The organism is Leifsonia psychrotolerans (assembly GCF_013410665.1).
Taxonomy (GTDB): Bacteria; Actinomycetota; Actinomycetes; order Actinomycetales; family Microbacteriaceae; genus Cryobacterium; species Cryobacterium psychrotolerans_A.
Genome location: NZ_JACCFM010000001.1, coordinates 2,216,486 through 2,241,118 on the forward strand (window position 1 = coordinate 2,216,486; position 24,633 = coordinate 2,241,118).

The 24,633-nt window shown below is 63.5% G+C and carries 22 protein-coding genes; 10 read left to right on the forward strand and 12 right to left on the reverse strand.

Annotated elements, in window-relative coordinates; translation table 11 throughout:
* Nucleotides 1-86: 86 nt before the first annotated feature.
* From HNR05_RS10285 to HNR05_RS10320, 8 genes are all read right to left on the reverse strand, one after another.
* Nucleotides 87-1,397 (reverse strand): thymidine phosphorylase, encoded by a 1,311-nt coding sequence (locus HNR05_RS10285; protein WP_179578922.1) that lies wholly within the window; start codon nt 1,395-1,397, stop codon nt 87-89.
* Nucleotides 1,394-1,837: a cytidine deaminase gene (locus HNR05_RS10290; protein WP_179578923.1), complete on the reverse strand. Its 444-nt coding sequence runs from the start codon at nt 1,835-1,837 to the stop codon at nt 1,394-1,396. Before HNR05_RS10290 ends, HNR05_RS10285 begins: the two co-directional genes overlap by 4 nt.
* Nucleotides 1,834-3,120: an ABC transporter permease gene (locus HNR05_RS10295; RefSeq protein WP_179578924.1), complete on the reverse strand. Its 1,287-nt coding sequence runs from the start codon at nt 3,118-3,120 to the stop codon at nt 1,834-1,836. The genes HNR05_RS10290 and HNR05_RS10295 overlap by 4 nt, the downstream gene beginning before the upstream one ends.
* Nucleotides 3,117-4,391: an ABC transporter permease gene (locus tag HNR05_RS10300; RefSeq protein ID WP_179578925.1), complete on the reverse strand. Its 1,275-nt coding sequence runs from the start codon at nt 4,389-4,391 to the stop codon at nt 3,117-3,119. Before HNR05_RS10300 ends, HNR05_RS10295 begins: the two co-directional genes overlap by 4 nt.
* On the reverse strand, nt 4,388-5,908 hold the full coding sequence (locus HNR05_RS10305; protein WP_179578926.1) for an ABC transporter ATP-binding protein: 1,521 nt from the start codon (nt 5,906-5,908) through the stop codon (nt 4,388-4,390). Before HNR05_RS10305 ends, HNR05_RS10300 begins: the two co-directional genes overlap by 4 nt.
* 184 nt (nt 5,909-6,092) lie before the next feature.
* A complete protein-coding gene (locus tag HNR05_RS10310; RefSeq protein WP_179578927.1) occupies nt 6,093-7,178 on the reverse strand; it encodes a BMP family lipoprotein in 1,086 nt (361 codons plus the stop codon).
* 141 nt (nt 7,179-7,319) lie between these two features.
* Nucleotides 7,320-8,402, reverse strand: coding sequence for a BMP family lipoprotein (locus tag HNR05_RS10315; RefSeq protein ID WP_179578928.1), 1,083 nt, complete (start codon nt 8,400-8,402; stop codon nt 7,320-7,322).
* 74 nt (nt 8,403-8,476) lie between these two features.
* On the reverse strand, nt 8,477-9,598 hold the full coding sequence (locus HNR05_RS10320; RefSeq protein WP_179578929.1) for a mannose-1-phosphate guanylyltransferase: 1,122 nt from the start codon (nt 9,596-9,598) through the stop codon (nt 8,477-8,479).
* Between the two features lie 153 nt (nt 9,599-9,751).
* Here HNR05_RS10320 and sdhC point away from each other — a divergent pair, with 153 nt between their 5' ends.
* From sdhC to HNR05_RS10340, 4 genes are read left to right on the forward strand one after another with little or no spacing between them, the layout of a single operon-like run.
* Nucleotides 9,752-10,168 carry a succinate dehydrogenase, cytochrome b556 subunit gene (gene sdhC, locus HNR05_RS10325; RefSeq protein ID WP_179578930.1) on the forward strand — a complete coding sequence of 139 codons (417 nt, stop codon included), beginning with the start codon at nt 9,752-9,754 and terminating at the stop codon, nt 10,166-10,168.
* Between the two features lie 13 nt (nt 10,169-10,181).
* Entirely contained in the window at nt 10,182-10,643 is a 462-nt protein-coding gene (locus HNR05_RS10330) for a succinate dehydrogenase hydrophobic membrane anchor subunit (RefSeq protein WP_179578931.1), read from the forward strand.
* Nucleotides 10,644-10,661: 18 nt separating this feature from the next.
* Nucleotides 10,662-12,479, forward strand: coding sequence for a succinate dehydrogenase flavoprotein subunit (gene sdhA, locus HNR05_RS10335; protein WP_179578932.1), 1,818 nt, complete (start codon nt 10,662-10,664; stop codon nt 12,477-12,479).
* A gap of 2 nt (nt 12,480-12,481) precedes the next feature.
* Nucleotides 12,482-13,237, forward strand: coding sequence for a succinate dehydrogenase iron-sulfur subunit (locus HNR05_RS10340; RefSeq protein WP_179578933.1), 756 nt, complete (start codon nt 12,482-12,484; stop codon nt 13,235-13,237).
* 70 nt (nt 13,238-13,307) lie between these two features.
* Here the strand turns inward: HNR05_RS10340 and HNR05_RS17790 are convergent, their stop codons facing one another.
* On the reverse strand, nt 13,308-13,433 hold the full coding sequence (locus tag HNR05_RS17790; protein WP_281369811.1) for a hypothetical protein: 126 nt from the start codon (nt 13,431-13,433) through the stop codon (nt 13,308-13,310).
* A 534-nt stretch (nt 13,434-13,967) separates the two neighbouring features.
* Here HNR05_RS17790 and HNR05_RS10345 point away from each other — a divergent pair.
* The 5 genes from HNR05_RS10345 to HNR05_RS10365 are packed head-to-tail and all read left to right on the forward strand — an operon-like array spanning nt 13,968 to nt 18,381.
* Complete coding sequence (locus HNR05_RS10345; RefSeq protein WP_179578934.1) at nt 13,968-15,053, forward strand: YihY/virulence factor BrkB family protein; 1,086 nt, start codon at nt 13,968-13,970, stop codon at nt 15,051-15,053.
* A 9-nt stretch (nt 15,054-15,062) separates the two neighbouring features.
* Nucleotides 15,063-15,908, forward strand: coding sequence for an exodeoxyribonuclease III (locus HNR05_RS10350; protein ID WP_179578935.1), 846 nt, complete (start codon nt 15,063-15,065; stop codon nt 15,906-15,908).
* Nucleotides 15,909-15,968: 60 nt separating this feature from the next.
* Nucleotides 15,969-16,973, forward strand: coding sequence for a tryptophan--tRNA ligase (gene trpS / locus HNR05_RS10355; RefSeq protein WP_179578936.1), 1,005 nt, complete (start codon nt 15,969-15,971; stop codon nt 16,971-16,973).
* Nucleotides 16,974-16,975: 2 nt separating this feature from the next.
* Nucleotides 16,976-17,545, forward strand: coding sequence for a GNAT family N-acetyltransferase (locus HNR05_RS10360; protein ID WP_179578937.1), 570 nt, complete (start codon nt 16,976-16,978; stop codon nt 17,543-17,545).
* On the forward strand, nt 17,542-18,381 hold the full coding sequence (locus HNR05_RS10365; RefSeq protein WP_246318385.1) for an HAD family hydrolase: 840 nt from the start codon (nt 17,542-17,544) through the stop codon (nt 18,379-18,381). The genes HNR05_RS10360 and HNR05_RS10365 overlap by 4 nt, the downstream gene beginning before the upstream one ends.
* 272 nt (nt 18,382-18,653) lie before the next feature.
* Here the strand turns inward: HNR05_RS10365 and HNR05_RS10370 are convergent, their stop codons facing one another.
* The 3 genes from HNR05_RS10370 to HNR05_RS10380 all read right to left on the reverse strand — a co-directional run bounded on the left by HNR05_RS10370 (nt 18,654) and on the right by HNR05_RS10380 (nt 23,502).
* A complete protein-coding gene (locus tag HNR05_RS10370; RefSeq protein ID WP_179578938.1) occupies nt 18,654-19,541 on the reverse strand; it encodes a DUF559 domain-containing protein in 888 nt (295 codons plus the stop codon).
* 560 nt (nt 19,542-20,101) lie between these two features.
* Nucleotides 20,102-21,637 (reverse strand): glycerol kinase GlpK, encoded by a 1,536-nt coding sequence (gene glpK / locus HNR05_RS10375; protein WP_179578939.1) that lies wholly within the window; start codon nt 21,635-21,637, stop codon nt 20,102-20,104.
* 122 nt (nt 21,638-21,759) lie between these two features.
* The gene (locus HNR05_RS10380) at nt 21,760-23,502 is read right to left on the reverse strand and encodes a glycerol-3-phosphate dehydrogenase/oxidase (protein ID WP_179578940.1); all 1,743 of its coding nucleotides are present in this window, start codon (nt 23,500-23,502) and stop codon (nt 21,760-21,762) included.
* Nucleotides 23,503-23,620: 118 nt separating this feature from the next.
* On the opposite strand from HNR05_RS10380, the gene HNR05_RS10385 reads away from it, so the two are divergent.
* On the forward strand, nt 23,621-24,604 hold the full coding sequence (locus tag HNR05_RS10385; protein WP_179578941.1) for a sugar-binding transcriptional regulator: 984 nt from the start codon (nt 23,621-23,623) through the stop codon (nt 24,602-24,604).
* Nucleotides 24,605-24,633: the final 29 nt, after the last annotated feature.

A 24,633-nucleotide genomic window follows, 5' to 3' on the forward strand; every position in this document is an offset into this window, starting at 1 on the left:
CGAAATCGCACACGAATTGCCGCAGATGGCCCCTTGGAAGCGTTCCAAGGGGCCATTTGTGGCATCTCGCGAAGTTCTAGCAGGGCTTAGGCGATGCGCTCCGCGATCAGCGGGCCGCCATCCTGCACAGGCTCCCCCGGGTCACCGATGCGCCAGGCACCCTCGATCGCCTCGAGCGCACGCGCGAAGCGCTCTGGCTCGTCGGCGCTGAGGGTGAACAGCGGCATGCCGGCCTTCACCACATCTCCGGGCTTCGCGTGCAGATCGATGCCGGCGGCATGCTGCACCGGATCCTGCTTGCGCGCTCGCCCGGCACCCAAGCGCCAGGCGCCGATTCCGAACGGCAGCGCCTGCTGCTCGACGAGCACGCCATCACGGTCGGCCACAACCGTGTGGGTCTCCTTCGCGACGGGCAGTGCGGCATCCGGGTCGCCACCCTGCGCACGAATCACAGCCCGCCATTTGTCCATGGCTCGGCCGTCATGCAGTGCCGCCGCGACATCCACATCGACGATTCCCACGACCGCCAGCATCTCGGTCGCGAGTGCGACAGTGAGCTCGACGACATCGGCGGGACCGCCACCGGCGAGCACCTCGACCGATTCGCGCACCTCGTTGGCATTGCCGATGGCCAGGCCAAGCGGCACATTCATGTTGGTGAGCAGAGCGGATGTCGCCACCCCGGCATCCTGACCGAGCTCCACCATGGTGCGAGCCAGCTCACGCGACTTCGCGATGTCTTTCAGGAAGGCGCCCGAGCCGAACTTCACGTCGAGCACGAGCGCGCCCGTTCCCTCGGCGATCTTCTTCGACATGATCGACGAGGCGATCAGCGGGATGGCCTCGACGGTTCCGGTGATGTCCCGCAGCGAGTACAGCTTGCCGTCGGCCGGCGCCAGACCGCTGCCCGCGGCGCAAACGACACCGCCCACGTCACGGAGCTGGGCGAACATCTCGTCGTTCGTCAGGTTTGCCCGCCAGCCGGGGATCGACTCGAGCTTGTCGAGAGTGCCGCCGGTGTGCCCGAGGCCTCGACCCGACAGCTGCGGCACGGCCGCACCGAAGACCGCCACGAGCGGCATCAGGGGAAGGGTGATCTTGTCGCCCACGCCACCGGTGGAGTGCTTGTCGGTCGTCGGCTTGCCGAGCCCGGTGAAGCTCATGCGCTCGCCACTGTGCAGCATGGCCATCGTCAGGTCGCGGATCTCGGTGCGCGTCATCCCGTTCAGGAAGATGGCCATCGTCATGGCAGCCATCTGCTCATCGCCCACGTAGCCGCGAGTGAAAGCGTCGACCAACCAGTTGATCTGAGCGGTGCTGAGCACCCCGCGATCTCGCTTGATGTGGATCAGATCGACGGTGTCAAACGCCTCAATAACATGCCCTGACTCACTCACAATGCCTCCTCCGCGAATTCGACGAGTGTTCGCGGCCCGAAGGCATCCGGCAGCACTTCATCGATCGTCTTCACACCCGACACGGTCTGCAGAAGCATTCCCGGTGCCGAGTGTTCGTACAGCAGCTGCCGGCAACGCCCGCACGGCATGAGGGCGTTGCCCTTACCGTCGACACAGGTGAACGCCACAAGGTGGCCGCCCCCGGTCATGTGCAACGACGAGACGAGCGCGCATTCGGCACACAGCGTGAGCCCGTACGACGCGTTCTCGACGTTGCATCCGCTGATCACCCGGCCGTCGCTGACCAATGCAGCGACGCCGACCGGAAACTTCGAGTATGGCACGTACGCCCGCGCCATCGCCTCGAGAGCAACGACCTTGAGGGCGTCCCAATCGATCTCGACGGATGCCGGCGGCTGAGCAGTCGATTCGGGCGTCATTTGATGTACGCCTTTCCGTCTGCGGCTGGAGCCCTCGACTTTCCGACGAAGCCGGCCACAGCCAGGATCGTGATGACGTAGGGCAGCATCAGCATGAACTCGCTGGGCACCGGCGATCCGATGATGCCGAGCACGTTCTGCAGGTTCGTCGCAAAGCCGAACAACAGCGCCGCGAGGGTGGCCTTAATCGGATCCCACTGGCCGAAGATCACGGCGGCAAGCGCGATGAATCCGGCGCCGGCCGTCATCTCCTTATTGAAGGCACCGACCGAGCCCAGCGTGAAGTAGGCGCCACCGAGACCGGCGACGGCTCCCGCGAGCGAGACGTTCCAGAACCGGGTCCGAGCCACGTTGATGCCGACGGTGTCTGCCGCCTTCGGGTGCTCACCGACGGCGCGAACCCGCAGGCCCCAGCGGGTGCGGTACAGGGCGAACCAGATGACCGCGACCGTGACATACATGATGTAAATGATGATCGTCTGCTGGAAGAGGAGCGGTCCGATGATCGGAATCTCGCTCAGCAGCGGAATATTGATCGGCTTGAATCGCGGCGGAGAGTTCAGCATCTGAGGATTCGACGTCATGACGGTCGAATAGAGGAAGCTGGTCAGGCCCGTCACCAGAACGTTCAACACCACACCGACGATGATCTGGTCGACGAGATACTTGATGGCGAACGCTGCGAGCACGAACGAAACGAGCATTCCCGCGATCATGGCACCGACCAAGCCGGCGAACGGGTTGCGTGTAATGCTGGCCACGAGAGCCGAGACGAAGGCGCCGGCCAGCATCTGACCTTCAATGGCGATGTTGACCACACCGGAGCGTTCCGAGATCACACCGCCCATCGCACCGAAAATGAGCGGGGCGCTCAGCGCCACGGTTCCCAGAAGCAGACCGTAGACCGGAATGGATGCTCCGGCACCGGCCCAGGTGAGGAACGCGACGAGGAAGGCGAACCCGAAGATGGCCACCAGCCAGAGCGGAACCTTGCGTCGGGCCCGCACCAGGAACACCGACACGACGGTGATACCGGCGAGCAGGATCGTGAGGAGGACGCAGGTGGCGACGGTGGGAAGGTCAATCGGCGCCAGCTGAATTGCGTTCTTGTCTTCGGTGAGCCGGAACTGACTCGTTCCGGTACGCCCGTTCAGCACGAAGAGAACGAAGGCGAGCACCGTGATCACGGCGAACGAGACAGGCGCTTTCCAGCTTGTGATGACGGTCGTTTCCAGAGCGTCAGTGGCCGCTTCAGGCGCGGAGTGGTGTGTCACTGTCGTCATTTCGAAACCTCAACCTTCTGACGAGCGAGCGAGGATTTCGGAAAGACCCCGGGAGTCGGGAGCCGGAAGACCGCCCGCACCAGCGGCGGCGCGGCGATGAACAGCACGATCATCGACTGAACGACGAGCACGATGTCGATCGGGATGCCCTCAGCCGCCTGCATGGCGAAACCGCCAGCCTTGAGCGCGCCGAACAGAATGGCGGCCCAGAATGTGCCCCACGGGCGCGAGCGTCCGAGCAGAGCAACGGTGATGGCATCGAAACCGATACCTGCGTCAATACCCGAGCTGAACCCGGTCGTGACGGTGCCCAGAATCTGAGCGACACCGGCCAGTCCGACGAGGGCGCCGGAGATGACCATGGCCCAGACGTAAATGCTTCCGACGTTGATGCCGGCTACCTTCGCGGCATCCGGGTTCTCACCGACGGCACGGAACTTGAAGCCGAGGCTCGAGCGCGACAGCAGCCACCACACCACGATCACGGCAACGATGGCGAAGATGAAGCCGAGGTTCAGCGGGTAGTTCGGGCCGAACAGGTGCGGGAAGATCGCGGTCTCTTTCATGGCCGGCGACTTCGGGTTGTTCGAGCCCGGAGCCTGCAGTGCGCCGGGGGTGCGCAACAGGTACGAAATCAGGTAGTACGCGATGAAGTTCAGCATGATCGTCGTGATGACCTCGTGCGCGCCGGTGCGCGCCTTGAGCAGGCCGACGATCGCCGCCCAGAGCGCGCCACCCACCATGCCGCCGATGACGGCAACGATCATGTGGATGCCAAAGGGAAGGTCGAACGAGAATCCGATCCAGCCCGCGATCCCAATGGCGATGAGCATCTGACCGCGGCCACCGATGTTGAACATGCCCGCACGGAACCCGAGCGCAATACCCAGCCCGGCCATAATCAGCGGGGTGGCGAAGTTCAGGGTCGCCGTGAGCGGTTTGATCGCATCAACGAAGTCAGGCTTACGGAAGTTGTAGATCGCGCCCTGGAACAGTGAGCTGTAGGCGCCCGAAACCGACTGCCAGACGGCACTGAGCATGTCGCCGGGCCGGGAGAAGAAGTATCCCGCGGTCTTTTGCACGGTTTCGTCGGTCAGAGCGATCAGCACCGCGCCGACGATCATGGCGAGAACGACGGAGAGGATCGAGATCATCACCGAACCGCCCATGATCTCGTTGGCGGCGACACGCCAGCGCGAGGGTGTCTGGGTCGTCGGGTTTCCCTCGACGGGAGGAGGCGTGGGCCTCAGAGGGGTGTGCACGTCAGTCATGCTGCTTCTCCTGCAAAATTGGGGTGTTCTCCGGCCATCATCAGACCGAGTACGTCACGAGAGGTGTCGCCGGGAACAATGCCCACGATCCCTCCGCGATACATCACGGCGATACGATCGGCCAGGGCGCTGACCTCGTCGAGTTCGGTCGAGACGACGATCACTGCGACGCCGGCGTCACGGGCCGCGATGATCTGCCCGTGCACGAACTCGATTGATCCGACGTCGAGGCCACGAGTGGGCTGAGCGGCGACGAACAAACGCAGGTCGCGGCTGAGCTCGCGGGCCAGCACGACCTTCTGCTGGTTTCCTCCGGAAAGGCGTCCCACGGGCGTGGAGATGCCCTGGGCTCGCACGTCGAATTCCTTGACCTTCTCTTCGGCAAACTCGGCCAGGAAGCCCAGTTGGAGGTTGCCGAACTTCACGAACGGTTCGCTGCTCGACCGGTCGAGCATGAGGTTTTCGGCGATGGTGAACTCCGCCACAAGACCGTCTTGGTTGCGGTCTTCCGGAACAAAACCGACTCCGGCGTCGAGAACGTGGCGCACGCTGCGCTTGCGCAGTGACGTGCCGGCCAGCTTGATCTCACCGGTGACCCGGTGTTGGAGTCCCATAATCGCCTCGGTGAGTTCGGTCTGGCCGTTGCCTTGAACTCCGGCGATAGCGAGGACTTCTCCCGCGCGTACTTCGAATGAAACCCGGTTGACGACCAGCTGGCCGATGTGGTCGATGACCGACAGGTCTGTGACGACGAGAGCTGGGTCACCCGGTCTGGCCGGAGCCTTGTCGATCACCAAGTCGACGGCGCGGCCGACCATGAGTGAGGCCAGCTCTTCGTTGGTCGCGGTCGGCTCGGCTTCGCCGACGACCTTGCCCAGACGGATGACAGTGATCCGGTCTGCGACCTCCCGCACCTCCCGCAATTTGTGCGTGATGAAGACGATCGCGGTGCCGGCCTCTTTGAGCTGCTTCATGATGGCCATGAGCTCATCGGTCTCTTGCGGCGTCAGAACGGCGGTCGGCTCGTCGAAAACGAGAACCTTGGCGTTCTGCGAGAGCGCCTTGATGATCTCGACGCGCTGCTGCACGCCGACGGGCAGATCTTCGATCAGAGCATCGGGATCGAGGTCGAAACCGAAGCGGTCCGACAACTCGCGCACCTTCTTGCGCGTGGCGGCCATGTTCAGGCGCCCACCGAATCCGGTTTCTTCGTGCCCGAGCATGACGTTTTCAGCAACCGTGAACACCGGGATCAACATGAAATGCTGGTGCACCATGCCAATTCCGGCTGCCATCGCATCACCGGGACCTTCGAAGTGTTGCACGACGTCGTCGAGCAGAATGTCGCCCTCCTCGGCCTGGTACAGGCCGTAGAGCACGTTCATCAGAGTCGACTTGCCTGCGCCGTTCTCGCCGAGCAAGCAGTGGATCTCGCCCGGTTCGACCGTGAGGTCAATATGGTCATTGGCAACGAGCGAACCGAATCGTTTCGTGATGCCGCGAAGTTCAAGCTTCATGGGGTGTCAATCTACCTTCCGACGCGCTCATCGATGAGGCGCACAGATGAAAAAGTAAAACAAAGAAAATTGGAACAGGTGAAACGACAAACGCGAGCGTGGCTCTGTCGACAAAGCCGTTAATAAATGCAGGGGGGCCAGCACGTGACTGCGCTGGCCCCCCGGCTGAGTGTGCTGCGGAGTGTTACTTCGGCGAGGACGGCGACTCGACGGTGATCGTGCCGGCGATGATGTCCGCCTTGATCTTGTCGAGTTCACCCTGCAGTGCCGGGTCGACCTTGGAATCAAAGTCGTGGAACGGCGCGATACCGACGCCGTCGTTGGCGAGGGTGCCAACGAACGGGGTGCTGTTGAACTTGCCGGCGGCTGCATCAACCGTGACCGACTCCACGCCGGGCTTCATGCCCTTCATGATCGAGGTCAGGAAGAGATCCTTGTTCTGGGCGTCCGTCTCGAACAGGTCGGCGTCCACACCGATCATCGAGATGGGCTTACCCGAGTCACGGATGGCCTCAGCGGCGCTCAGGAAGATCGGGCCACCACAGGCAAGGATGACGTCGGCGTTCTGGTCGATCAGGCCCTGTGCAGCCTGCTTCGACTCGGTTCCGGCCTGGAAGCTGCCGGTGAAGACACCGTTCTGGCTCTTGACATCCCAGCCGATGACCTTGACGTCTTTGCCCTTCGCCTGGTTGAAGTACGCGACGCCATCGGCGAAGCCGTCCATGAAGATGGTGACGGGCGGGATCTGCATGCCACCGTACGTGCCGACGACTCCGGTCTTGGAGTAGCTCGCCGATGCGTAGCCGGCCAGGAAGGCCGCCTGAGCGGTGTCGAAGACGATGGGCTTGACGTTGTCGGAAACGATCGAGTTGTCATCGATGATTGCGAAGTTGGTCTTCGGGTTCGCTGCAGCGGCTTCCTTGGTTGCTGCGGCGAGGTTGAAGCCGACCGTCACGATCAGGTTGCAGTTCTGGTCGACCAGGTTGCTGATGTTCGGTGCGAAGTCAGCGTCGGAGTTCGACTGCACAGAAACGGGCTTCACGCCGAGCGTGTCGGCCGCGGCGGTCAGGCCCTCCAAGCCGAGCTGGTTGAACGACTTATCGTCGAATCCACCGGAGTCCGACACCATGCAGGGAACGAAATCGCTCGCGACGGGTGCGCCGGAGGCGTTGCCGCTGTCACTCGGTGCCGAAGCGCAGCCGGCGAACAACGCGGCGACACCCAGCGCGGCGAGACCGCTCAGGGCTGTCTTACGGGTAGTGATCTTCAAAACTGACCTCCAAGAAAATGCATCCCAGCGTCGTCGCCGGGGGCTGTGTTGCTACAGATTAGCGAACAATTCTGTGCTCAAACGAGCAAATGTGTTGCGTCACGATAACGGTTAGGCGCGCGAAATCGTTATCAGCCGGAGTTAGCGCGGGCTGCTGGGGCTCTCCACGGTGATAATCCCACCGATAATCGCCGCTCGAATTTGGTCCAGTTCTGCACCAAGCTCGGCAGACACCGACCCGGTCAGATCGTGGAACGGGGCGATGTCCACTCCCCCGTTTTCCAGCGTGCCGACGAAAGGCGTGTTGTCGAAGGAGCCCGCGAGATCATCGCCCACGATGCGCACAACGGCATCCTGGGTGTTCTTCAGCACACTCGTCAGCAGAATCGGACGGTACTCGGCGGGAAGAGTCTCGTAGCCGTCGTTATCAACCCAGATGATCGACACCCCGGTCGCTTCGATGGCCGCGGCAGCCGCGCCCTCGCCCACCTGGCCGGCAACCGGCAAAATGACGTCCGCGCCCTGGTCGATGAGACCCTTGGCCAGGTTCTTGCCCTTGGTGACGTCTTCGAAGTCGCCCGTGAAGGAACCGTCCTGGGCCTCTTTGTTCCAGCCCAGCACGGCGACGTTCGTGCCGTGCATCTCGTTGTATTTCGCGACACCGTCGACGAAACCGTCCATGAAGAGCGTGACAGGCGGCTGGTTGCCGCCGCCGAACGTGGCGACCTTTCCGGTCTTGCTCACCCCGGCTGCGAGATAGCCGGCCAGGTAGGAGGCCTGAGCCGTGTCGAACACGATCGGCTTGATGTTCTCGCCCTCAACGGTCTCATCGACGATCGAGAAGTGCACCTTCGGATGCGCCGTGGCCTGGGCCAGCGTGGCATCCGCGAGTTCCCAGCCGACAGTGAGGATGAATCCACAGCCGGTGTCGACGGCTTGGGCCACGTTCGGGGCCAAATCGGTCTCCGACGTCGACACGATGGCCTTGGTGTCGATCCCCAGCGTGTCGGCTGCCTGCTGCAAACCCTCCCAGCTGGACTGGTTGAACGATCTGTCCTCCAGTCCCCCCGAGTTCGTCACCATGCGTGCGCAATAGGCCTTCTCAGCACCGGACCCGGCGTCGGCGCCTGTCGGAGTGCTCTCCGGCGCCGGCGCACAGCCGACGAACACGACAGTCGAGGCCAGCGCAAGCGCGGCTGAGAATACGAAACGACGACGAGGCATTGTGATTCCTTGGAGAGAGGTGAGAACAGTCAGGAAGGGATACGAGCAGTCAGGAAGAACTCATGATCGAGAGATTAGAGCACGTCGGTCGATCCGGACAGCTTGAGCGCGTCGACCACGGCCTTCACGCGCTGCGCATTCGCGCTCGTTGTCACGAGCAGCGCGTCCGGCGTGTCGACGACGACGATGTCTTCGACGCCGATCAACGCGATCATCCGTTTCGTGTGGCTCACGACGATGCCGCTCGACGAGTCAGCCAGAACGCGCGCGCCCTCGCCCAGAATGGCCAGGTCTCGCTTACGCCCGCCCGAATGGATCTTGGCGATCGAGGCGAAGTCCCCCACGTCATCCCAATCGAATTGGCCGGGAACCACGGCGAGTTTGCCGGCTGCGGCTGCGGGCTCGGCCACCGTGTAGTCGATGGCGATCTTCTTCAAATTCGGCCAGACCCGATCGACGACGATTCCACGCTCCGGCGTGTCCCAGGCGTCGGCCAGTTCGAGCAGCCCCGCCAGAAGTGTGGGTTCGCTCGCGCCGATCTCTTCGAGAAGCCGGTCGGCCCGTGCGATGAACATTCCGGCGTTCCAGAGGTACTGCCCGCTCGAGACATACATTTTCGCTGTCGCCAGGTCGGGCTTTTCCACAAACGACTCGACGGCCAGCGCGCTGGGGGCACCTTCAATCGTGAGCGCCTCACCCGTTTTGATGTAGCCGAACCCGATCGCGGGTTCGGTGGGGCGGATGCCGAGGGTGACGATCTGCCCGGAATCTGCCGCGGCGACGGCCTGACGCACCGCATCGCGAAACACCGTCGAGTTCTTGATCACATGATCAGCCGCGAAGGAGCCGATGATCACGCCGGGTTCCCTCTTATTCAGGATCGCGGCAGCCAGGCCGATGGCTGCGGTGGACTCACGCGGCTCGCTCTCGAGAACGACGTTGGCGTCGGCGAGCTCGGGGAGTTGCGCCTCGACCGCCGCACGGTGGGCGCGACCGGTGACCACCATGATGCGCTGCTCCCCGGCCAGCGGGGCGAGGCGGTCCCAGGTGTCCCGCAACAGCGTGTGGCCCGATCCGGTCAGATCGTGCAGAAATTTCGGGGCATCCGCGCGCGACAACGGCCACAGCCGGGATCCGATCCCGCCCGCGGGGATGACTGCATAAAAGCGACTGAGAGCATCAGTGGAGTGAGGCATCCGCCCAGACTACCCGGCGTCCCTCGCTAGTTAGGCATACCTAACCAGAAAATGGTCACCGTCGGGAACTAGACTGGCCCCACGTGCTCGGTGAGCACCTGAGGCCCCCCAATTTCGTCGGGCCGCCGACTATTCAGCCAGGGAGGGTAGTTCATGCCACAGCAACCGGCAGGAACCCTGACATCTCAGCAAAAGACAACGTCGCGTCGCCCGGCCGGCACCCTGTATCGGGGCCGACAAGGAATGTGGTCGTGGGTTCTGCACCGCATCACCGGCGTTGCCATCTTCTTCTTCTTGCTGGTCCACATACTCGACACCGCACTCGTGCGTGTCAGTCCTGAGGCGTACAACGCGGTGATCGGCACCTATCAAACCCCGATCATGGGCCTCGGCGAGGTCGCCCTCGTCGGCGCCATCGTGTTCCACGCGTTCAACGGGCTGCGCATCATCCTGATCGACTTCTGGAATGCGAAGCACTCGACGCTTCTGTTCTACATCGTCATCGCCCTCTGGGTGATCACGATGGCAGGCTTCGTTCCCCGCCACCTGATTAACGTCTTCAGCCACTAGGAGGGGAAGAACAATGTCAAACACCATCGAAGCCCCCCGCAGCCCCTACACCCGTACCCCGCGCAGCTCCGGCACGCGCGGCGTCAATTGGGAAAAGTGGGGCTGGATCTACATGCGCGTCTCCGGCGTCGTATTGGTCGTGCTGATCTTCGGTCACCTCTTCGTCAACCTCATGGTCGGCACGGGCGTGAGCGCACTTGACTTCGCCTTCGTCGGAGGCAAATGGTCTGACCCGTTCTGGAAAGTCTGGGATGTGACGATGCTCTGGCTCGCTCTCATCCACGGCGGCAACGGAATGCGCACCATCGTCAACGACTATGCATCCGCCCGCCTCACCCGCGGCATCTTCAAGGGCGCGATTCTCGCAGCCGTTGTCGTCTTGATCGTTCTCGGCACGCTCGTCGTGTTCACGTTCGACCCCTGCCCGGCTGGCTCGCCCGCCGACCTCCTCCCCTCGTTCTGCCCGGCCAGCTAGGAGCTGTACACACCCACCATGACTACGGATGCCCCTGTGAATGCGCCCGCGGAGTCCACCGTCGTTGACGGCGTGCACTACCACCAATTCGACATTGTGATCGTGGGAGCCGGTGGTGCCGGCATGCGTGCGGCCATCGAAGCCGGCCCGAACGCGAGAACCGCTGTCATCTCCAAGCTCTACCCGACCCGTTCGCACACCGGTGCGGCCCAGGGCGGGATGGCTGCGGCCCTCGCCAATGTCGAGGAAGACAACTGGGAATGGCACACCTTCGACACCGTCAAGGGCGGTGACTACCTGGTTGACCAGGATGCCGCCGAGATCCTGGCGAAGGAAGCCATCGACGCGGTCATCGACCTCGAGAACATGGGTCTGCCCTTCAACCGCACGCCCGAGGGCAAGATCGACCAGCGTCGCTTCGGCGGTCACACCCGTGATCACGGCAAGGCCCCGGTTCGCCGTGCCTGCTACGCCGCAGACCGCACCGGTCACATGATCCTGCAGACGCTGTATCAGAACTGCGTCAAGCGCGGCATCAACTTCTTCAACGAGTTCTACGTGCTCGACCTGATCATGACCAACGTCGACGGTGTGGACCAGCCCTCCGGCGTCGTCGCCTACGACCTGTCGAGCGGTGAACTCCACGTCTTCCAGGCCAAGGCGATTATCTTCGCCACCGGTGGCTTCGGCAAGATCTTCAAGACCACCTCGAACGCGCACACCCTGACGGGTGACGGCGTGGGCATCATCTGGCGCAAGGGCCTGCCGCTTGAAGACATGGAGTTCTTCCAGTTCCACCCGACCGGCTTGGCCGGCCTCGGTATCCTTCTCACCGAGGGTGCCCGCGGTGAAGGAGCCATTCTGCGGAACGCGTCCGGTGAGCGTTTCATGGAGCGCTACGCCCCCACCATCAAGGACCTCGCTCCGCGTGACATCGTCGCCCGCTGCATGGTGAAAGAGGTCGCGGAAGGCCGCGGCGCCGGTCCGCACAAGGATTACGTCTACCTCGACTGCACCCACCTCGGTGCCGAGGTTCTCGAAACCAAACTTCCCGACATCACCGAGTTCGCCCGCACCTACCTGGGCGTCGACCCCGTGACCGAGCCGGTTCCGGTCATGCCGACCGCGCACTACGCCATGGGCGGCATCCCCACCAACGTGAACGCCGAAGTGCTGCGCGACAACACGACCGTCGTTCCGGGCCTCTACGCCGCGGGCGAATGCGCCTGCGTCTCGGTGCACGGCTCCAACCGCCTCGGCACCAATTCGCTGCTCGACATCAACGTTTTCGGCAAGCGCGCCGGCAACAACGCCGTCGAGTACGTCAAGACCGCCGAGTTCGTGCCGCTGCCCGAGAACCCCGCCGGCTTTGTGAGCGGCCTGCTTGAGAGCATCCGTTCGTCGAGTGGCACCGAGCGCATCGCGGTGATTCGCAAGGAACTGCAGGAGATGATGGATCAGAAGGCTCAGGTGTTCCGCACCGACGAGTCGCTGGCCGAGGTCACCCAGACCATCCACCTGTTGCGCGAGCGCTACAAGAACATCGGTGTGCAGGATAAGGGTCGCCGGTTCAACACCGACCTGCTTGAGGCCGTCGAACTCGGCTTCCTGCTCGACCTTGCCGAGGTCGTCGTCTACTCGGCCCGCAACCGCAAGGAAAGCCGCGGCGGACACATGCGCGACGATTACCCCGACCGCGACGACGCGAACTACATGAAGCACACAATGGCGTACCTGACAGGCGACCCGCACTCCGCGGATGCCGCCGACCACATTGCGCTGGACTGGAAGCCCGTGACCATCACGCGCTACCAGCCGATGGAGAGGAAGTACTAACGGTGAGCACCATCACCCCCGAGGCCCCCGCCTCCGACGCCATCAAGCCGTTCACCGTCACCCTCATCATTCGACGCTTCGACCCCGAGGTCGACGACGAGCCGCACTGGCAGGACTTCGACGTCGAGATGTACCCGACGGACCGCATCCTCGACGCACTGCACAAGATCAAGTGGGAGCAGGACGGCAGCTTGAGCTTCCGTCGTTCCTGTGCGCACGGCGTCTGCGGCTCGGATGCCATGCGCATCAACGGCCGCAACCGCTTGGCCTGCAAGACGCTGATCAAGGACCTCGACATCACGAAACCCGTCTACGTGGAGGCCATCAAGGGCCTGCCGCTCGAGAAGGATCTCATTGTCGACATGGAGCCTTTCTTCGAGTCGTTCAAGGAGGTGCAGCCGTTCCTCATGGCCACCAAGCCGGCCAAGGACGGCAAGGAGCGCATCCAGTCCGTCGCGCAGCGCGAGCGGTTCGATGACACCACCAAGTGCATTCTCTGTGCGGCATGCACCTCGAGCTGCCCCGTGTTCTGGACCGACGGCCAGTACTTCGGACCGGCCGCGATCGTGAACGCCCACCGCTTCATCTTCGACTCGCGTGACGAGAACGCCGCCGTGCGCCTCGACATTCTGAACGATAAAGAGGGCGTCTGGCGCTGCCGTACCACCTTCAACTGCACCGAGGCCTGCCCGCGTGGCATCCAGGTGACCCAGGCCATCGCCGAGGTCAAGCAGGCCATCATGCGTGGCAAGGCCTAGCCTGCCGTTCGCGTAAAAACGCATCCGCTCGAATTCTCGGGCGGATGCGTTTTTACGTCTGCGCCCCTGATCAGTCGCGATCGTCGCGATTCTGCCGGCGGAGCGCGACAAGAAAGACCACCCCGAGCGTCACCGCGCCGATTCCCAACGGCAGCAACCAGATCGGCTGCACGTCGCTGCCGGGAATGTCAGGCATCGGCTCGCTGCTCTCGGCTGACACGGTTCGGGCGAGGCTGACGGCGTCGCGACTGGACGTGTCGACGCTGGACGGGACGCCGGACGGGACGCCGCCGGACGTGACGCCGGGCCCTGTGGCTCGCGGGGCGTGAAGCCACAGTACCGACGACGAATGCGCAGGGCCCCTCGGGACATCGGACGAGCTCACTGCCTGGGCAGAGGAGAACTGACCCAAACCGAGCAGGGCGAGCAGAGCCACGAACGCAATGGCGGCGTACTGAACGCGTGAAGGTCGAGGGACCTTCACGCGGGATCGCCGCGGCGTTAGTGAGATCAATGTCAAACCATCCACATTCGGGTTATGGATAGCCGGCTCAGTTCGGGTCAGCACTCAGCATCCTCCCTCACGCCCCCGCGCCAGGCAAGAGTCGAGGAACCCTCAGAACCAGATTCCCCCTGTAATGGGGGTGTGTTGTTCGCGGCGCCAGGCTCGAGCGCCCTGCCGCCGTCCAAGCCGCACGCTGACTAGGCTGTGAGGGTGAAAACAAGCGCCATGATCAACAAGGTAAACCGAGCGGTGCAGTCCGTCACCCAGTGGGTCAACGGCCTGCGTCCGGTTCGCGTCTTCGCCCATTTCGGGAGAAGCGGCGGCGCGCTCCTCACCGGCGGGATGTCCTACCAGTCGATCTTCGCGGTGTTCGCAGCGCTCTGGGTGGCATTCTCTGTCGCCGGTTTGTGGCTCACCGCCAACCCGGCACTGCAGCACGCTCTCTATGACACGATCAATCAGTCGATCCCCAATCTGATCGGCGCAGACGGCATCGTCAACCCCGCGGAGCTCACCAACTCCACCGCGCTCAGCTGGTCGGCCGCCATCGCCCTCCTTGGGTTGCTCTCGACCGCTCTCGGCTGGATGTCGATCACGGCGCAGGCGATACGCACCATATTTCGGATGCCGCCCAACACGACATTCTTCCTGCTCCTGAAGGCGCGCGAACTCGGCCTCGGGCTTCTCTTTGGGTTCGTTCTTCTGGCGTCGGCCGCCCTCTCGGTGGCCAGCACGGAGGCGTTGCAGCTCCTCTTTCCGCTCGTCGGACTGCCGGTGGATTCCTTCTGGTTCGACGCAACGGTGCGCGTCGTCGGGCTCACCATCGTGCTTGTGATCGATACCGTGACTCTGGCCGTGCTCTTTCGCGTACTCTCCCAAATTCACATCCCGTTCCGGCGCCTCCTGGTCGGCTCCGTGCTGGGCGCTATTGGGCTCGGCGTGCTGAAGGTTCTGGGCAGCGTTCTGCTGCGCGGCGCCGGCGCAAACCCGCTTCTCGCCGCATTTGCCGTGATCATCGGCCTCTTGATCTGGTTCAAGCTCACGAGCACGGCAATCTTGCTTGCGGCATCCTGGATCGCCGTCGGGATGGCCGATGCCGGCCTCACCGCCCACAAACAGAGCGAGAGCGAGCAGGCAGAGCACGACGCACAGCGTGAAAACGATGCGCTGCGGATTGCGGCCGAGGTGGAGCTGCGCAACGCGCTGCAGGCACGAGCGGATGCACCGTGGTACTCCGTCTGGTCGGCTGACCGACGGCTTCGTGCCGCACGAAAATACGCCCACCGACACGGTGTCGCCGGCCCAAACTAGACTGGCAGCATGTCGCAATCGTCACCACAGCAGCTTCGAATCGCCAGCATTAACACCAATGGGGTGCGCGCCGCGTACCGCAAAGGCATGGGCGAGTGGCTGGCCGCGCGCGACGTTGACATCCTGGCCATTCAAGAAGTTCGGGCTTCCACCGCAGACCTGCAGCGGCTGCTCGGGCCCGAGTGGCATGTTCTGCACGACGAAGCCACGTCGAAGGGGCGCGCCGGCGTCGCGCTGGCGAGCCGCTCCTCGGCCACCGTTCACCGTGTCGACTTCGGCGCCGACGATTTCGATAGCGCCGGCCGCTGGCTCGAAGCCGACTATGACGTGGGCGGCACATCCGTCACCGTGGTGAGCACCTACGTGCATTCCGGTGAGGTCGATACTCCCAAGCAGGTCGAAAAGTACACCTTTCTTGACGCCATGCTCGAACGACTGCCGGCGCTCGAGGCTCACAATGAGCGCGCCGTGGTCGTCGGCGACCTGAATGTCGGGCACCGCCGGCTCGACATCAAGAACTGGCGCGGCAACGTGAAGCGCGCCGGGTTTTTACCGGACGAACGCACGTATTTCGACCGCATTCTGGGCAGCGAAGACGATCCGGCCTACAACGCCGGAGCCGGCCTGGGCTGGGTCGATGTGGGCCGCAAATGGGCCGGCGACGTCGACGGCCCGTTCACCTGGTGGTCGTGGCGCGGCCAGGCCTTCACCAACGACACTGGCTGGCGCATCGACTATCAGCTGGCGACGCCCACGCTCGCGGCATCCGTCACCAACTATGCCGTCGACCGGGCCTCCGCCTACGACGAGCGATGGTCGGACCATACGCCCGTCGTTGTCGACTACGCACTCTAACCGCTCCCCCCTTCTCCCGCTGCCCGCTCGGGCCCCCGACGTTGTACGAAAGTTCAGATTATGACCAAGACCCGCCTTTACTCCGGCATGCAGCCCTCGGCCGACTCGTTGCAGATCGGTAACTACATCGGTGCCCTTCTCAACTGGAAGGCGCTGCAGAAGACCCATGACGCGTTCTTCTCCATCGTCGATCTGCACGCCATCACCGTGGCGCAAGACCCGGAACTGCTGCGTACAAACACGCGGCGCACGGCCGCGCAGTACATCGCAGCCGGCATCGACCCCGCCGAGTCGACGCTGTACGTGCAGTCGCATGTCGCCGCGCACGCGCAGCTCGCCTGGGTGTTGAACACCATCACCGGCTTCGGTGAGGCCAGCCGCATGACGCAGTTCAAAGACAAGTCGCAGCGGCACGGCGCCGATGGAACGACAGTGGGCCTCTTCACGTACCCCACTCTCATGGCCGCCGACATCCTGCTCTACGACGCCGCGATCGTGCCGGTGGGCGAAGACCAACGCCAGCACGTCGAGCTGACCCGCGACCTCGCCACGCGCTTCAATGCGCGATTCGGTGAGACGTTTGTGGTGCCGGAGGTCGACATCGTGAAAGAGACCGCGAAGATCTACGACCTGCAGAACCCGACCGCGAAGATGTCGAAATCGGCCGAGTCTCACGCGGGCGTGATTTGGTTGCTCGATGAGCCGTCGGTGACCGCCAAGAAGATCATGCGCGCCGTGACCGATGCCGATGGCGGCATCGTCTTCGACCGCGAGAACAAGCCGGGTGTGGCCAACCTGCTCACCATCTACTCGGTAATGGCCGAACGCACAGTCCAGTCGCTCGAAGACGAGTACGCCGGGCGCGGCTACGGCGATCTCAAGAAGGGGCTGGCCGAAGTCGTCACCGGAACGTTCGGACCGATTCGTGAGCGCGTGCTCGAGCTCACGAACGATCCGGCCGAGCTTGACCGCCTGCTCGCCCAGAATGCCGACCGTGCCGCTGCGGTAGCCGACGCCACGCTGGCCAAGGCGTACGACCGCGTCGGCTTGCTCCCGAAACGCTAATCATGCAGCCCGTTGAACTCGGTTCCCCGCTGCTCCAACTCGACCAGCCGGTGTTGGCCGACGCCACACTGATGTACGAGTTCTGCCAAGATCCGGTCTTCGAGCGATTTTTGACCGTGCCATGGCCCTACAACAGCCGAGATGCCGAGACCTTCATCAGTCTCGTCATTCCGAGCGGCTGGAAGTCTAACGACGAATACACCTGGGCGTTGCGAGCACCCCAGACGGGCGAATTCCTCGGCATCATCGGCCTGCGACTGCCCAGCGGGTCGGTCGGCTTCTGGCTGGGTGCCCCACACCGGGGTCACGGCTATGTACCGGAAGCGCTGCGTCTCGTCGCCGATTGGGCGTTCGAAAACGGCATCGTCTCGGCGATTCATTGGGAATGCCTGGTGGGCAACGCCGCTTCGGCCCGGGTCGCCCAGAAGGCCGGCTTCACCTTTGCGGGCGAAGCGCCGTCCATTGCGCCATATCGTGACGGGTCGCATCCGCAATCGTGGCAGGGCTGGCTCCACGCACCCGACGACCGGTCCATCCAGCCCGGTTGGCCGACGGAGGCGCTGAGCCGATGATGGCCCCGGCCCTGCAGGTCGTGCTGTTCGATCTCGACGACACGCTGTTCGCGCACCGCCGGGCCGTTGCGGACGGCATCCTGCAGCACATGCATTCGACCGGTGGCGTGTTCGCGCAGGCCGAGCCCGCTGCCGCAATCACGCTGTGGAATTCTCTCGAAGAGCGGCATTACCACTCCTACCTCGCGGGTCGACTCGACTTTCAGGGGCAGCGACGGGCTCGGGCGCGGGACTTCGCTGCGGCGCACGGTGTCGAGCTGGCTGAGGCCGACGCGGGCGCGTGGTTCGACGCGTATTTTCTGCACTATCAAGAGAGCTGGACACTGCACGACGATGCTCTCCCCTGCCTCGATGCCCTGGCGGCAACCGGAATCCGCCTGGGTCTGATCACCAACGGCGACCTGGCCTTTCAGCGCCGCAAATTGCAGGCGACGGGGCTCGACAGCCGTTTCGAACACGTCGTCGCTTCGGGCGAACTGGGCGTTGCCAAGCCGGATCCCGCAATCTTCAGGCACACGTGCGCGCTCTTCGGAGTCGAGCCGGCCGCCGCGGCATACGTGGGCGATCGGCTGCGTACTGACGCGATCGGAGCCGCGCGGGCCGGCCTCACGGGGGTGTGGCTGAACCGTTATGCCGCTGCATCCGTCCGGGCAGTAGCGGATTCCATTGAGAGTGCAACCGCTGAGCTCGGCGCTGCAGCGCCGGGGGCTGCGGATGGGGCGCAGCAGGCACTCGACTCGGAGCAGGCCGCCGAGGCGAACGAGGCCGAGCAGGTTGGCGTCATTCGCATCGAGGGGCTGGCGGAGCTTCCATTCGCTCTCGGCCTGGCTCGCTAAACCAGCGCACCAACAGGCGCCCCTGCCTACCGCTCACCCTCGCCCGGCCGGGCTCGCTGACCAGGCGTACCAAAGCCCCCCCCCCCCCCCCCCCGTTCTACCGGGCGCGCCTCTAGCCAGGCGCAACAGCAGTACGCCCCGGCCACCAGAGTCCAGCTGCCAGCACCCAACACCCAACATCCGCACGCATAACTCCTGCAAATCTAATTCAAGCGACTCGAATGGCCGCAGAATGCGGTCTCGCCGCGGAAGTTCGACGCTGTCTGCCGGAGTTATGAGCGACTGCTGCCGTCCCGGCACAGTGTGATCAGTTCGCTGATGGCACGGATCACTCCGTCCGGGTCGAACATGATGTCCTGATAGAGAACCCTGAGTGACACGTAACCGCGCTCAGCGAGCAGACGGTCTCGTGTGCGGTCGCGAACATGTTGCTCCCACGTCTTATGAAATCCGCGACTGTCGGCTTCGACCACGACGCACTTCTCAACCACAACGTCGACCCGTCCGACTCCACCGATCTGAACTTGGATCTCGCAGTTGAAGCCGGCGTCTCGGATCAGTTGTCGAAGGACGCTCTCTTGCCCCGCATCCGCGCGAGCATCAATCAGCGACCACAGTGCTCGATATTTTGCGGGCACATGGGCAAATATGACCGGTAGATCAGAGTGCGCAATAACATTCCCGTGTAGCGCGGTATCCAGCGCTGCAAGCGCAAAATTGCGCCGCTGACAGCGGATGATCTGCGCGAGGGTGTCTCGCGCGCCGATACAGAACTCGTTCCCCTCCATCGGGTCGATCAGCGGCCACCAGTGGAGCTGGACATCCTCGCGGGGCAGATCTGCCAATCGATGGCGGCGACTGCGAGGGCTCCTCAGCCGGGAGGCGTCCCGCTCAAGATGGACGTGAGTAGTTGCCGCGTCGAAGGCAAAGATTCCGAGTTCCACCGCTGCCGAAACGCATCCCAGCCGGCCACCGACACGAACTGCTTCGAGTGTATGGCGATCGGTGTCGGGCAACGCGTAATGATCACGTCGAACACGAATTAACGTACGAGCACGAACGGCGTGGGTAATTGCCCCAGCAGTGAGGCCATTCGCTAGAAGTTCAGAGCGCCGGTAGATGCGCTGCAAATCAGAACCGTGGTGAGGTGAGGTGTGCATATCGCAGAGAATGTCCCTGCACGGCGGTCAATTTCGGGTACTCCGCCACTTCTGTGAGTTACTCCTCGTGCCGCGCGGCTGTGCATAACTCCTGCCCGACGAATCCGTGAGGCACGTGCCACCCCACGCCGACGCCGTTCTACTGCAATGGATCCGGAAATTGCAGGAGTTGTGGTCGCTGGCTGCATCGGCGGTGGTCACTCGGCGAGTGAATCGGTGGCAGGTCAGCGAGTGCAGCGGCAGCGGCAGCGGCAGCGGCAGCGGCAGCTAGTACATCGAGCCATCGGCCACGGCCGGCACCCCACCCACAACTCCTGCAGAAAGTAGCCGTCGGGCGCGTGCCACCCCACGCCGACGCAGTTCCACTGCTGCGGCTCCGAAAGATGCAGGAGCTATGGTCGGCTGCCGCCGGTGGTGCTGGTGGTTAGGCGGCACGTGCGGCTGGTAGGCGGCACGTGTCGCGGGTAGGCGGCACGTGCGGCCGCGGTCGGCACGTTCGGCGGTGCCTTAGGCGCCGAGAGCAGCGGCGGGCCGGTCAGCGACGCCTGCGTCGTTCGGCGCTATTTCACGTCGTCGTCGACCCAGTCCATCGACTTCGTGACGGCCTTCTTCCAACTGCGCAACAGGCGGTCACGCTCGTCCGCCTGCATGTTCGGCTCCCAGCGCGCGTCTTCCTGCCAGTTAGCACGCAGCTCGTCGAGGCCATTCCAGAAGCCGACCGCGAGGCCTGCGGCATAGGCGGCACCGAGGGCCGTCGTCTCAGCAACCACCGGGCGAACGACGGGGACATCCAGGATGTCGGCCTGGAACTGAAGCAACAGATTGTTCGCTGTCGCACCTCCATCGACCTTCAGCTCGGTGAGCGGAACCCCGGCGTCGGCGTTCACAGCGTCGAGCACTTCACGGGTCTGGAAGGCGATCGATTCGAGCGCCGCCCGGGCAATGTGCGCCTTGTTCACAAAACGGGTGACGCCAACGAGCGCACCCCGGGCATCCGCTCGCCAGTACGGCGCGAACAGACCCGAGAAGGCGGGAACGAAGTACGCACCGCCATTATCGTCAACCGAGGCAGCCAGCGCCTCGATCTCATTCGCGGACTCGATCATGCCGAGGTTGTCACGCAACCATTGGATCAATGACCCAGTCACCGCGATCGAGCCTTCGAGCGCATAGTGCACCGGGGCATCACCCAGTTTGTAGCCGACCGTGGTGAGCAGTCCGTTCGAGGAGTGCACAATGTCCTCACCCGTGTTGAAGATCAAGAAGTTTCCCGTGCCGTAGGTGTTCTTGGCCTCACCCTGATCGAACGCGGCCTGGCCGAACGTCGCAGCTTGTTGGTCACCGAGAATTCCGGCCACTGGCACCTCGCGCAGCAGGCTGTGCTCGCCCACGGTGCCGTAGACCTCGGAGGAAGACCTGATCTCAGGCAGCATCGACCGGGGCACGTCGAACGCAGCCAAGATCTCGTCGTCCCACTGCAGAGTTGTCAGATCCATGAACAGAGTTCGGCTGGCGTTGGTCACATCGGTGGCATGCACGCCGCCGTCAACACCACCGGTCAGATTCCACAGGACCCAGGAATCGGTCGTGCCGAAATAGAGATCGCCCGCATCGGCCGCCTCGCGAACCCCCGTGACGTTTTCGAGAATCCAGACGATTTTTGTGCCAGAAAAGTAGGTGGCCAACGGCAGACCAACCTGCTTCTTGAAACGATCGACACCACCCTCGGCGGCCAGTCGGTCGACAATCGGCTGCGTGCGCGTGTCTTGCCAGACGATTGCGTTGTAGACGGGCTCACCCGTTTTCTTGTTCCAGACCACTGCAGTCTCGCGCTGGTTCGTGATCCCGACGGAGGCGATGTCGTGCCGGGTCAAGTTCGCCTTCGACAGGGCCTGGCCAATCGCTTCGCGGACGTTGTTCCAGATTTCTGTGGGGTTGTGTTCCACCCAGCCGGCCTGCGGGAAAATTTGTTTGTGCTCGAGCTGACCGACCGAAATAACCGAGCCGGCCTTGTCAAAAATGATCGCCCGGGAACTCGTCGTGCCCTGATCGATCGCGAGGATGTATTGGGCCTCAACGGCGCTGTGTGTGTTCATGCCCACGTGTCCTTTCGATGCTGAAAGAGTGCTACTCACCACCGAGCAACATATTGAACCCTAGCGATTCACTCACCAGCAGAAGCCGGTAGCGACTGCACGTCCGTGCAGTTTCAACGGTTTCACGCCGACGCGAATAGGCCATCCGCTCTGCTGCCGAGCTCAACGCCGTGAGCCTCACTCAGTTCCTGTGCCGCGGCCTCGATTTCGTCGCGACGGCGCTCGTCGCTCCAGCCCAGCACGGGGGCGACCAGCGTTGCCAGCTCGGTGAGAAGGTCACGGTTCAGACCTCCGACGAAGGCCAGGCTCGTGCGGCGCAACAGCACATCGATGAGATGCACGACGGATTCCGTCGTCGCCAGATATTCGATCTCACGACGCGAATAGTCGACGTTGTGCTGCAACGGCGCATCAGGACCCTCGATCATGAAGTCGATCAGATCGGCGGCTCGGGTTCCGTAGCGGGCCAGGAGTTGTGCGGCACGGTGCGCACCCACCTCGTCGCCGTGGGCGGCGACCCAGACGCGGTGCGCGGCATCCGTCGTGGGGAAATCACGCCCGCCACCGATGGCGAGTCCCTCGGTCGAGACGACTCGCTGCGTGTCGAGGAGGTTCAGGATGTCATTGCTCAGGTGCTCGGCGAGGGCGCGGAACGTGGTCCATTTGCCGCCGACGAGGCTGAGTAGTGTGCCCGGGCGCGCACCCAAGGGGCGAGACTCAATGCGGTAGTCACGGGAGACGAAGCCGGGGACCTCGTCGTCGTGACGGGGCAACGGACGCACACCGGCGAAGCGGTAGACGATGTCGGAGCGGTCGACGGTCACGGCTGGGAAGACATGCTTCACGAGCTCGAAGAAGTAGTCGACCTCGGCGTCTGTGCACCGGATCGGCTGGGTCATGTCGTGCTCGAGGTCAGTCGTTCCGACGAGCACTCGACCCTTCAGCGGATAGATCAGCACGATACGGCCGTCGCTGTGCTCGAAGAAGATCTCGCGGCCGCCGGTGGCCGCCAACAAAGCGGGGTTATCGAGCACCACGTGAGATCCCTTGGTACCGCCCATGAACGTGCTGGCTTCACCGAGGGCCTGGTTCGTGAGGTCGGTCCAGGGTCCGGAGGTATTGACGACGACATCGGCGGCAAAGCTGAACTCGGTGCCGGTGACGGTGTCGCGCAGGCGCACCCCGTCGGCATCCATTCCGATCGCTTCGACGTAGTTGGCGGCACGGGCGTGCGGCCCGGCGTCGAGACCGTCACGCAGCACGTCGAGGGCGAGGCGCTCGGGGTCATGCATCGAGGCGTCGTAGTAGGTGGCCGTGTATTTGAGCGCTGGATTCAGCTCGGGAAGCTGGGCGAGCGACTTCTTCACCCCACGGAATTCATGGCGCGGAACGGTGCCCCCGTCGCGCGAGAACGAGTCGTAGAGTGAAAGTCCCAGCTTGATCAGCAGCGCGCCGCGCTCCTGCGGCTTGCCCTGCTTGTGGGTGAGAAAGCGCAGCGGGGCCGAGAGCACACCCGAGAACGTCGAGAAGATCGGCACCGTCGTCTTCAGTGGCTTCACGTAGTGCGGCGCGATCTTCAGAAGACCGTTGCGTTCTTCGACGGATTCCTTGACCAGGCGGAACTCGCCGTTTTCGAGGTAACGGATGCCACCGTGAATCATGTGCGAGGAGGCCGCCGACGCGCCCGAGACGTAGTCGCCACGGTCGACGATCGCCACGTCGACGCCCTGCAGGGCGAGATCTCGAAACGTCGCAATGCCGTTGATTCCGGCGCCGATGATGAGTACCGAACCGGACGGGCGGGTGCTGAGGCTGTTCACGTTGGAACGGGGTGCGGCCGTGGGCGCTGGCGATTGTGCGGTCATGCTCTGTCCTTCACTCAGTGGGCCCTGACTGCGCAGAGAGCGTCGTCACGAGCATCTCCATCCTGAGTGGTTCGACACATTCTTTCAACCTGCCCGCACATACGTGCACAATAGGTTCATGGCCGATTTAACTCACCCACGCTTCGATAAGACAGGCGAGGCGCTGCGCGCTGCCCATCTGTATTACATGCAAGACCTCACGATGGACGCCATCGCCAGCGAACTGCACACCTCACGCTCGTCGGTCTCGCGACTGCTCAGTCAGGCCCGAGCGAGTGGGCTGGTCGATATCCAGATCCGCTCCCCCCTCGACATTCCCGCCCGATTGGAGGGCGACATTCTGGCGCGGTTTGGCGTTCAGGCGCACGTTGTACCCGTGCCGGATCAAGTCAGCGACGTCGACCGCTTGAACAGAGTTGGCCTCTCTGCTGCACGAATTCTCGGGCAGTTTTTTGACTCGAACATGTCGATGGGGATCGCCTGGGGTTCGACGGTGCGAGCCATTTCGCTGCACCTCCTGCCCAAGCAAACTCACAACTCTCAAATCGTGCAGTTGAATGGCGCTGGGAATACGCGTACGACGGGGCTTGCCTACGCGAGTGAGATCCTGCGCCGATTCGGCGAAGCCTACGAAGCCCATGTGCAACAGTTTCCGGTTCCCGCCTTCTTCGACGACCCCGACACCAAGACCGCCATGTGGCGAGAGCGCAGCACCCAACGGTTGCTCGAGTTGCAGTCCCGAATGGACGTGGTTCTCTTCGGTCTCGGCTCACCCTTTTCTGAGATTCCGAGCCACGTTTACAGCGGCGGCTACCTGGACGCTGCCGACTATGATCAGCTGGCTCGCGAGGGTGCCGTCGGGGACGTGGCCACGGTGTTCTTCCGTGGTGACGGCTCAACCGACGGCGTGACAGTGAACGCCCGGTCCACCGGACCTGCATTCGAGGTGCTGCGTCGCACCCCCCGGCGCATCTGCGTCGCCTCGGGGGCGGCGAAGGTGTCAAGCCTGCAGGGCGCGCTCGCGGCCGGCCTGGTGACAGACCTGATCCTCGATGAAGGAACCGCGCGCGCGTTGCTTCAGGCCGCCGCCGGCACGAACTGAGTGCGGCGAAACAACGGGTTCCGGCCGAG

Bases quoted from the DNA above. Each gene is read 5' to 3' on its own strand.
- HNR05_RS10290 (WP_179578923.1), bottom strand. From the start codon at position 1,837: ATGACGCCCGAATCGACTGCTCAGCCGCCGGCATCCGTCGAGATCGAT.
- HNR05_RS10295 (WP_179578924.1), bottom strand. From the start codon at position 3,120: ATGACGACAGTGACACACCACTCCGCGCCTGAAGCGGCCACTGACGCT.
- HNR05_RS10300 (WP_179578925.1), bottom strand. From the start codon at position 4,391: ATGACTGACGTGCACACCCCTCTGAGGCCCACGCCTCCTCCCGTCGAG.
- HNR05_RS10305 (WP_179578926.1), bottom strand. From the start codon at position 5,908: ATGAAGCTTGAACTTCGCGGCATCACGAAACGATTCGGTTCGCTCGTT.
- HNR05_RS10315 (WP_179578928.1), bottom strand. From the start codon at position 8,402: ATGCCTCGTCGTCGTTTCGTATTCTCAGCCGCGCTTGCGCTGGCCTCG.
- HNR05_RS10320 (WP_179578929.1), bottom strand. From the start codon at position 9,598: ATGCCTCACTCCACTGATGCTCTCAGTCGCTTTTATGCAGTCATCCCC.
- sdhC (WP_179578930.1), top strand. From the start codon at position 9,752: ATGCCACAGCAACCGGCAGGAACCCTGACATCTCAGCAAAAGACAACG.
- HNR05_RS10330 (WP_179578931.1), top strand. From the start codon at position 10,182: ATGTCAAACACCATCGAAGCCCCCCGCAGCCCCTACACCCGTACCCCG.
- sdhA (WP_179578932.1), top strand. From the start codon at position 10,662: ATGACTACGGATGCCCCTGTGAATGCGCCCGCGGAGTCCACCGTCGTT.
- HNR05_RS17790 (WP_281369811.1), bottom strand. From the start codon at position 13,433: ATGCCTGACATTCCCGGCAGCGACGTGCAGCCGATCTGGTTGCTGCCG.
- HNR05_RS10345 (WP_179578934.1), top strand. From the start codon at position 13,968: ATGATCAACAAGGTAAACCGAGCGGTGCAGTCCGTCACCCAGTGGGTC.
- HNR05_RS10350 (WP_179578935.1), top strand. From the start codon at position 15,063: ATGTCGCAATCGTCACCACAGCAGCTTCGAATCGCCAGCATTAACACC.
- trpS (WP_179578936.1), top strand. From the start codon at position 15,969: ATGACCAAGACCCGCCTTTACTCCGGCATGCAGCCCTCGGCCGACTCG.
- HNR05_RS10360 (WP_179578937.1), top strand. From the start codon at position 16,976: ATGCAGCCCGTTGAACTCGGTTCCCCGCTGCTCCAACTCGACCAGCCG.
- HNR05_RS10365 (WP_246318385.1), top strand. From the start codon at position 17,542: ATGATGGCCCCGGCCCTGCAGGTCGTGCTGTTCGATCTCGACGACACG.
- HNR05_RS10370 (WP_179578938.1), bottom strand. From the start codon at position 19,541: ATGCACACCTCACCTCACCACGGTTCTGATTTGCAGCGCATCTACCGG.
- glpK (WP_179578939.1), bottom strand. From the start codon at position 21,637: ATGAACACACACAGCGCCGTTGAGGCCCAATACATCCTCGCGATCGAT.
- HNR05_RS10380 (WP_179578940.1), bottom strand. From the start codon at position 23,502: ATGACCGCACAATCGCCAGCGCCCACGGCCGCACCCCGTTCCAACGTG.
- HNR05_RS10385 (WP_179578941.1), top strand. From the start codon at position 23,621: ATGGCCGATTTAACTCACCCACGCTTCGATAAGACAGGCGAGGCGCTG.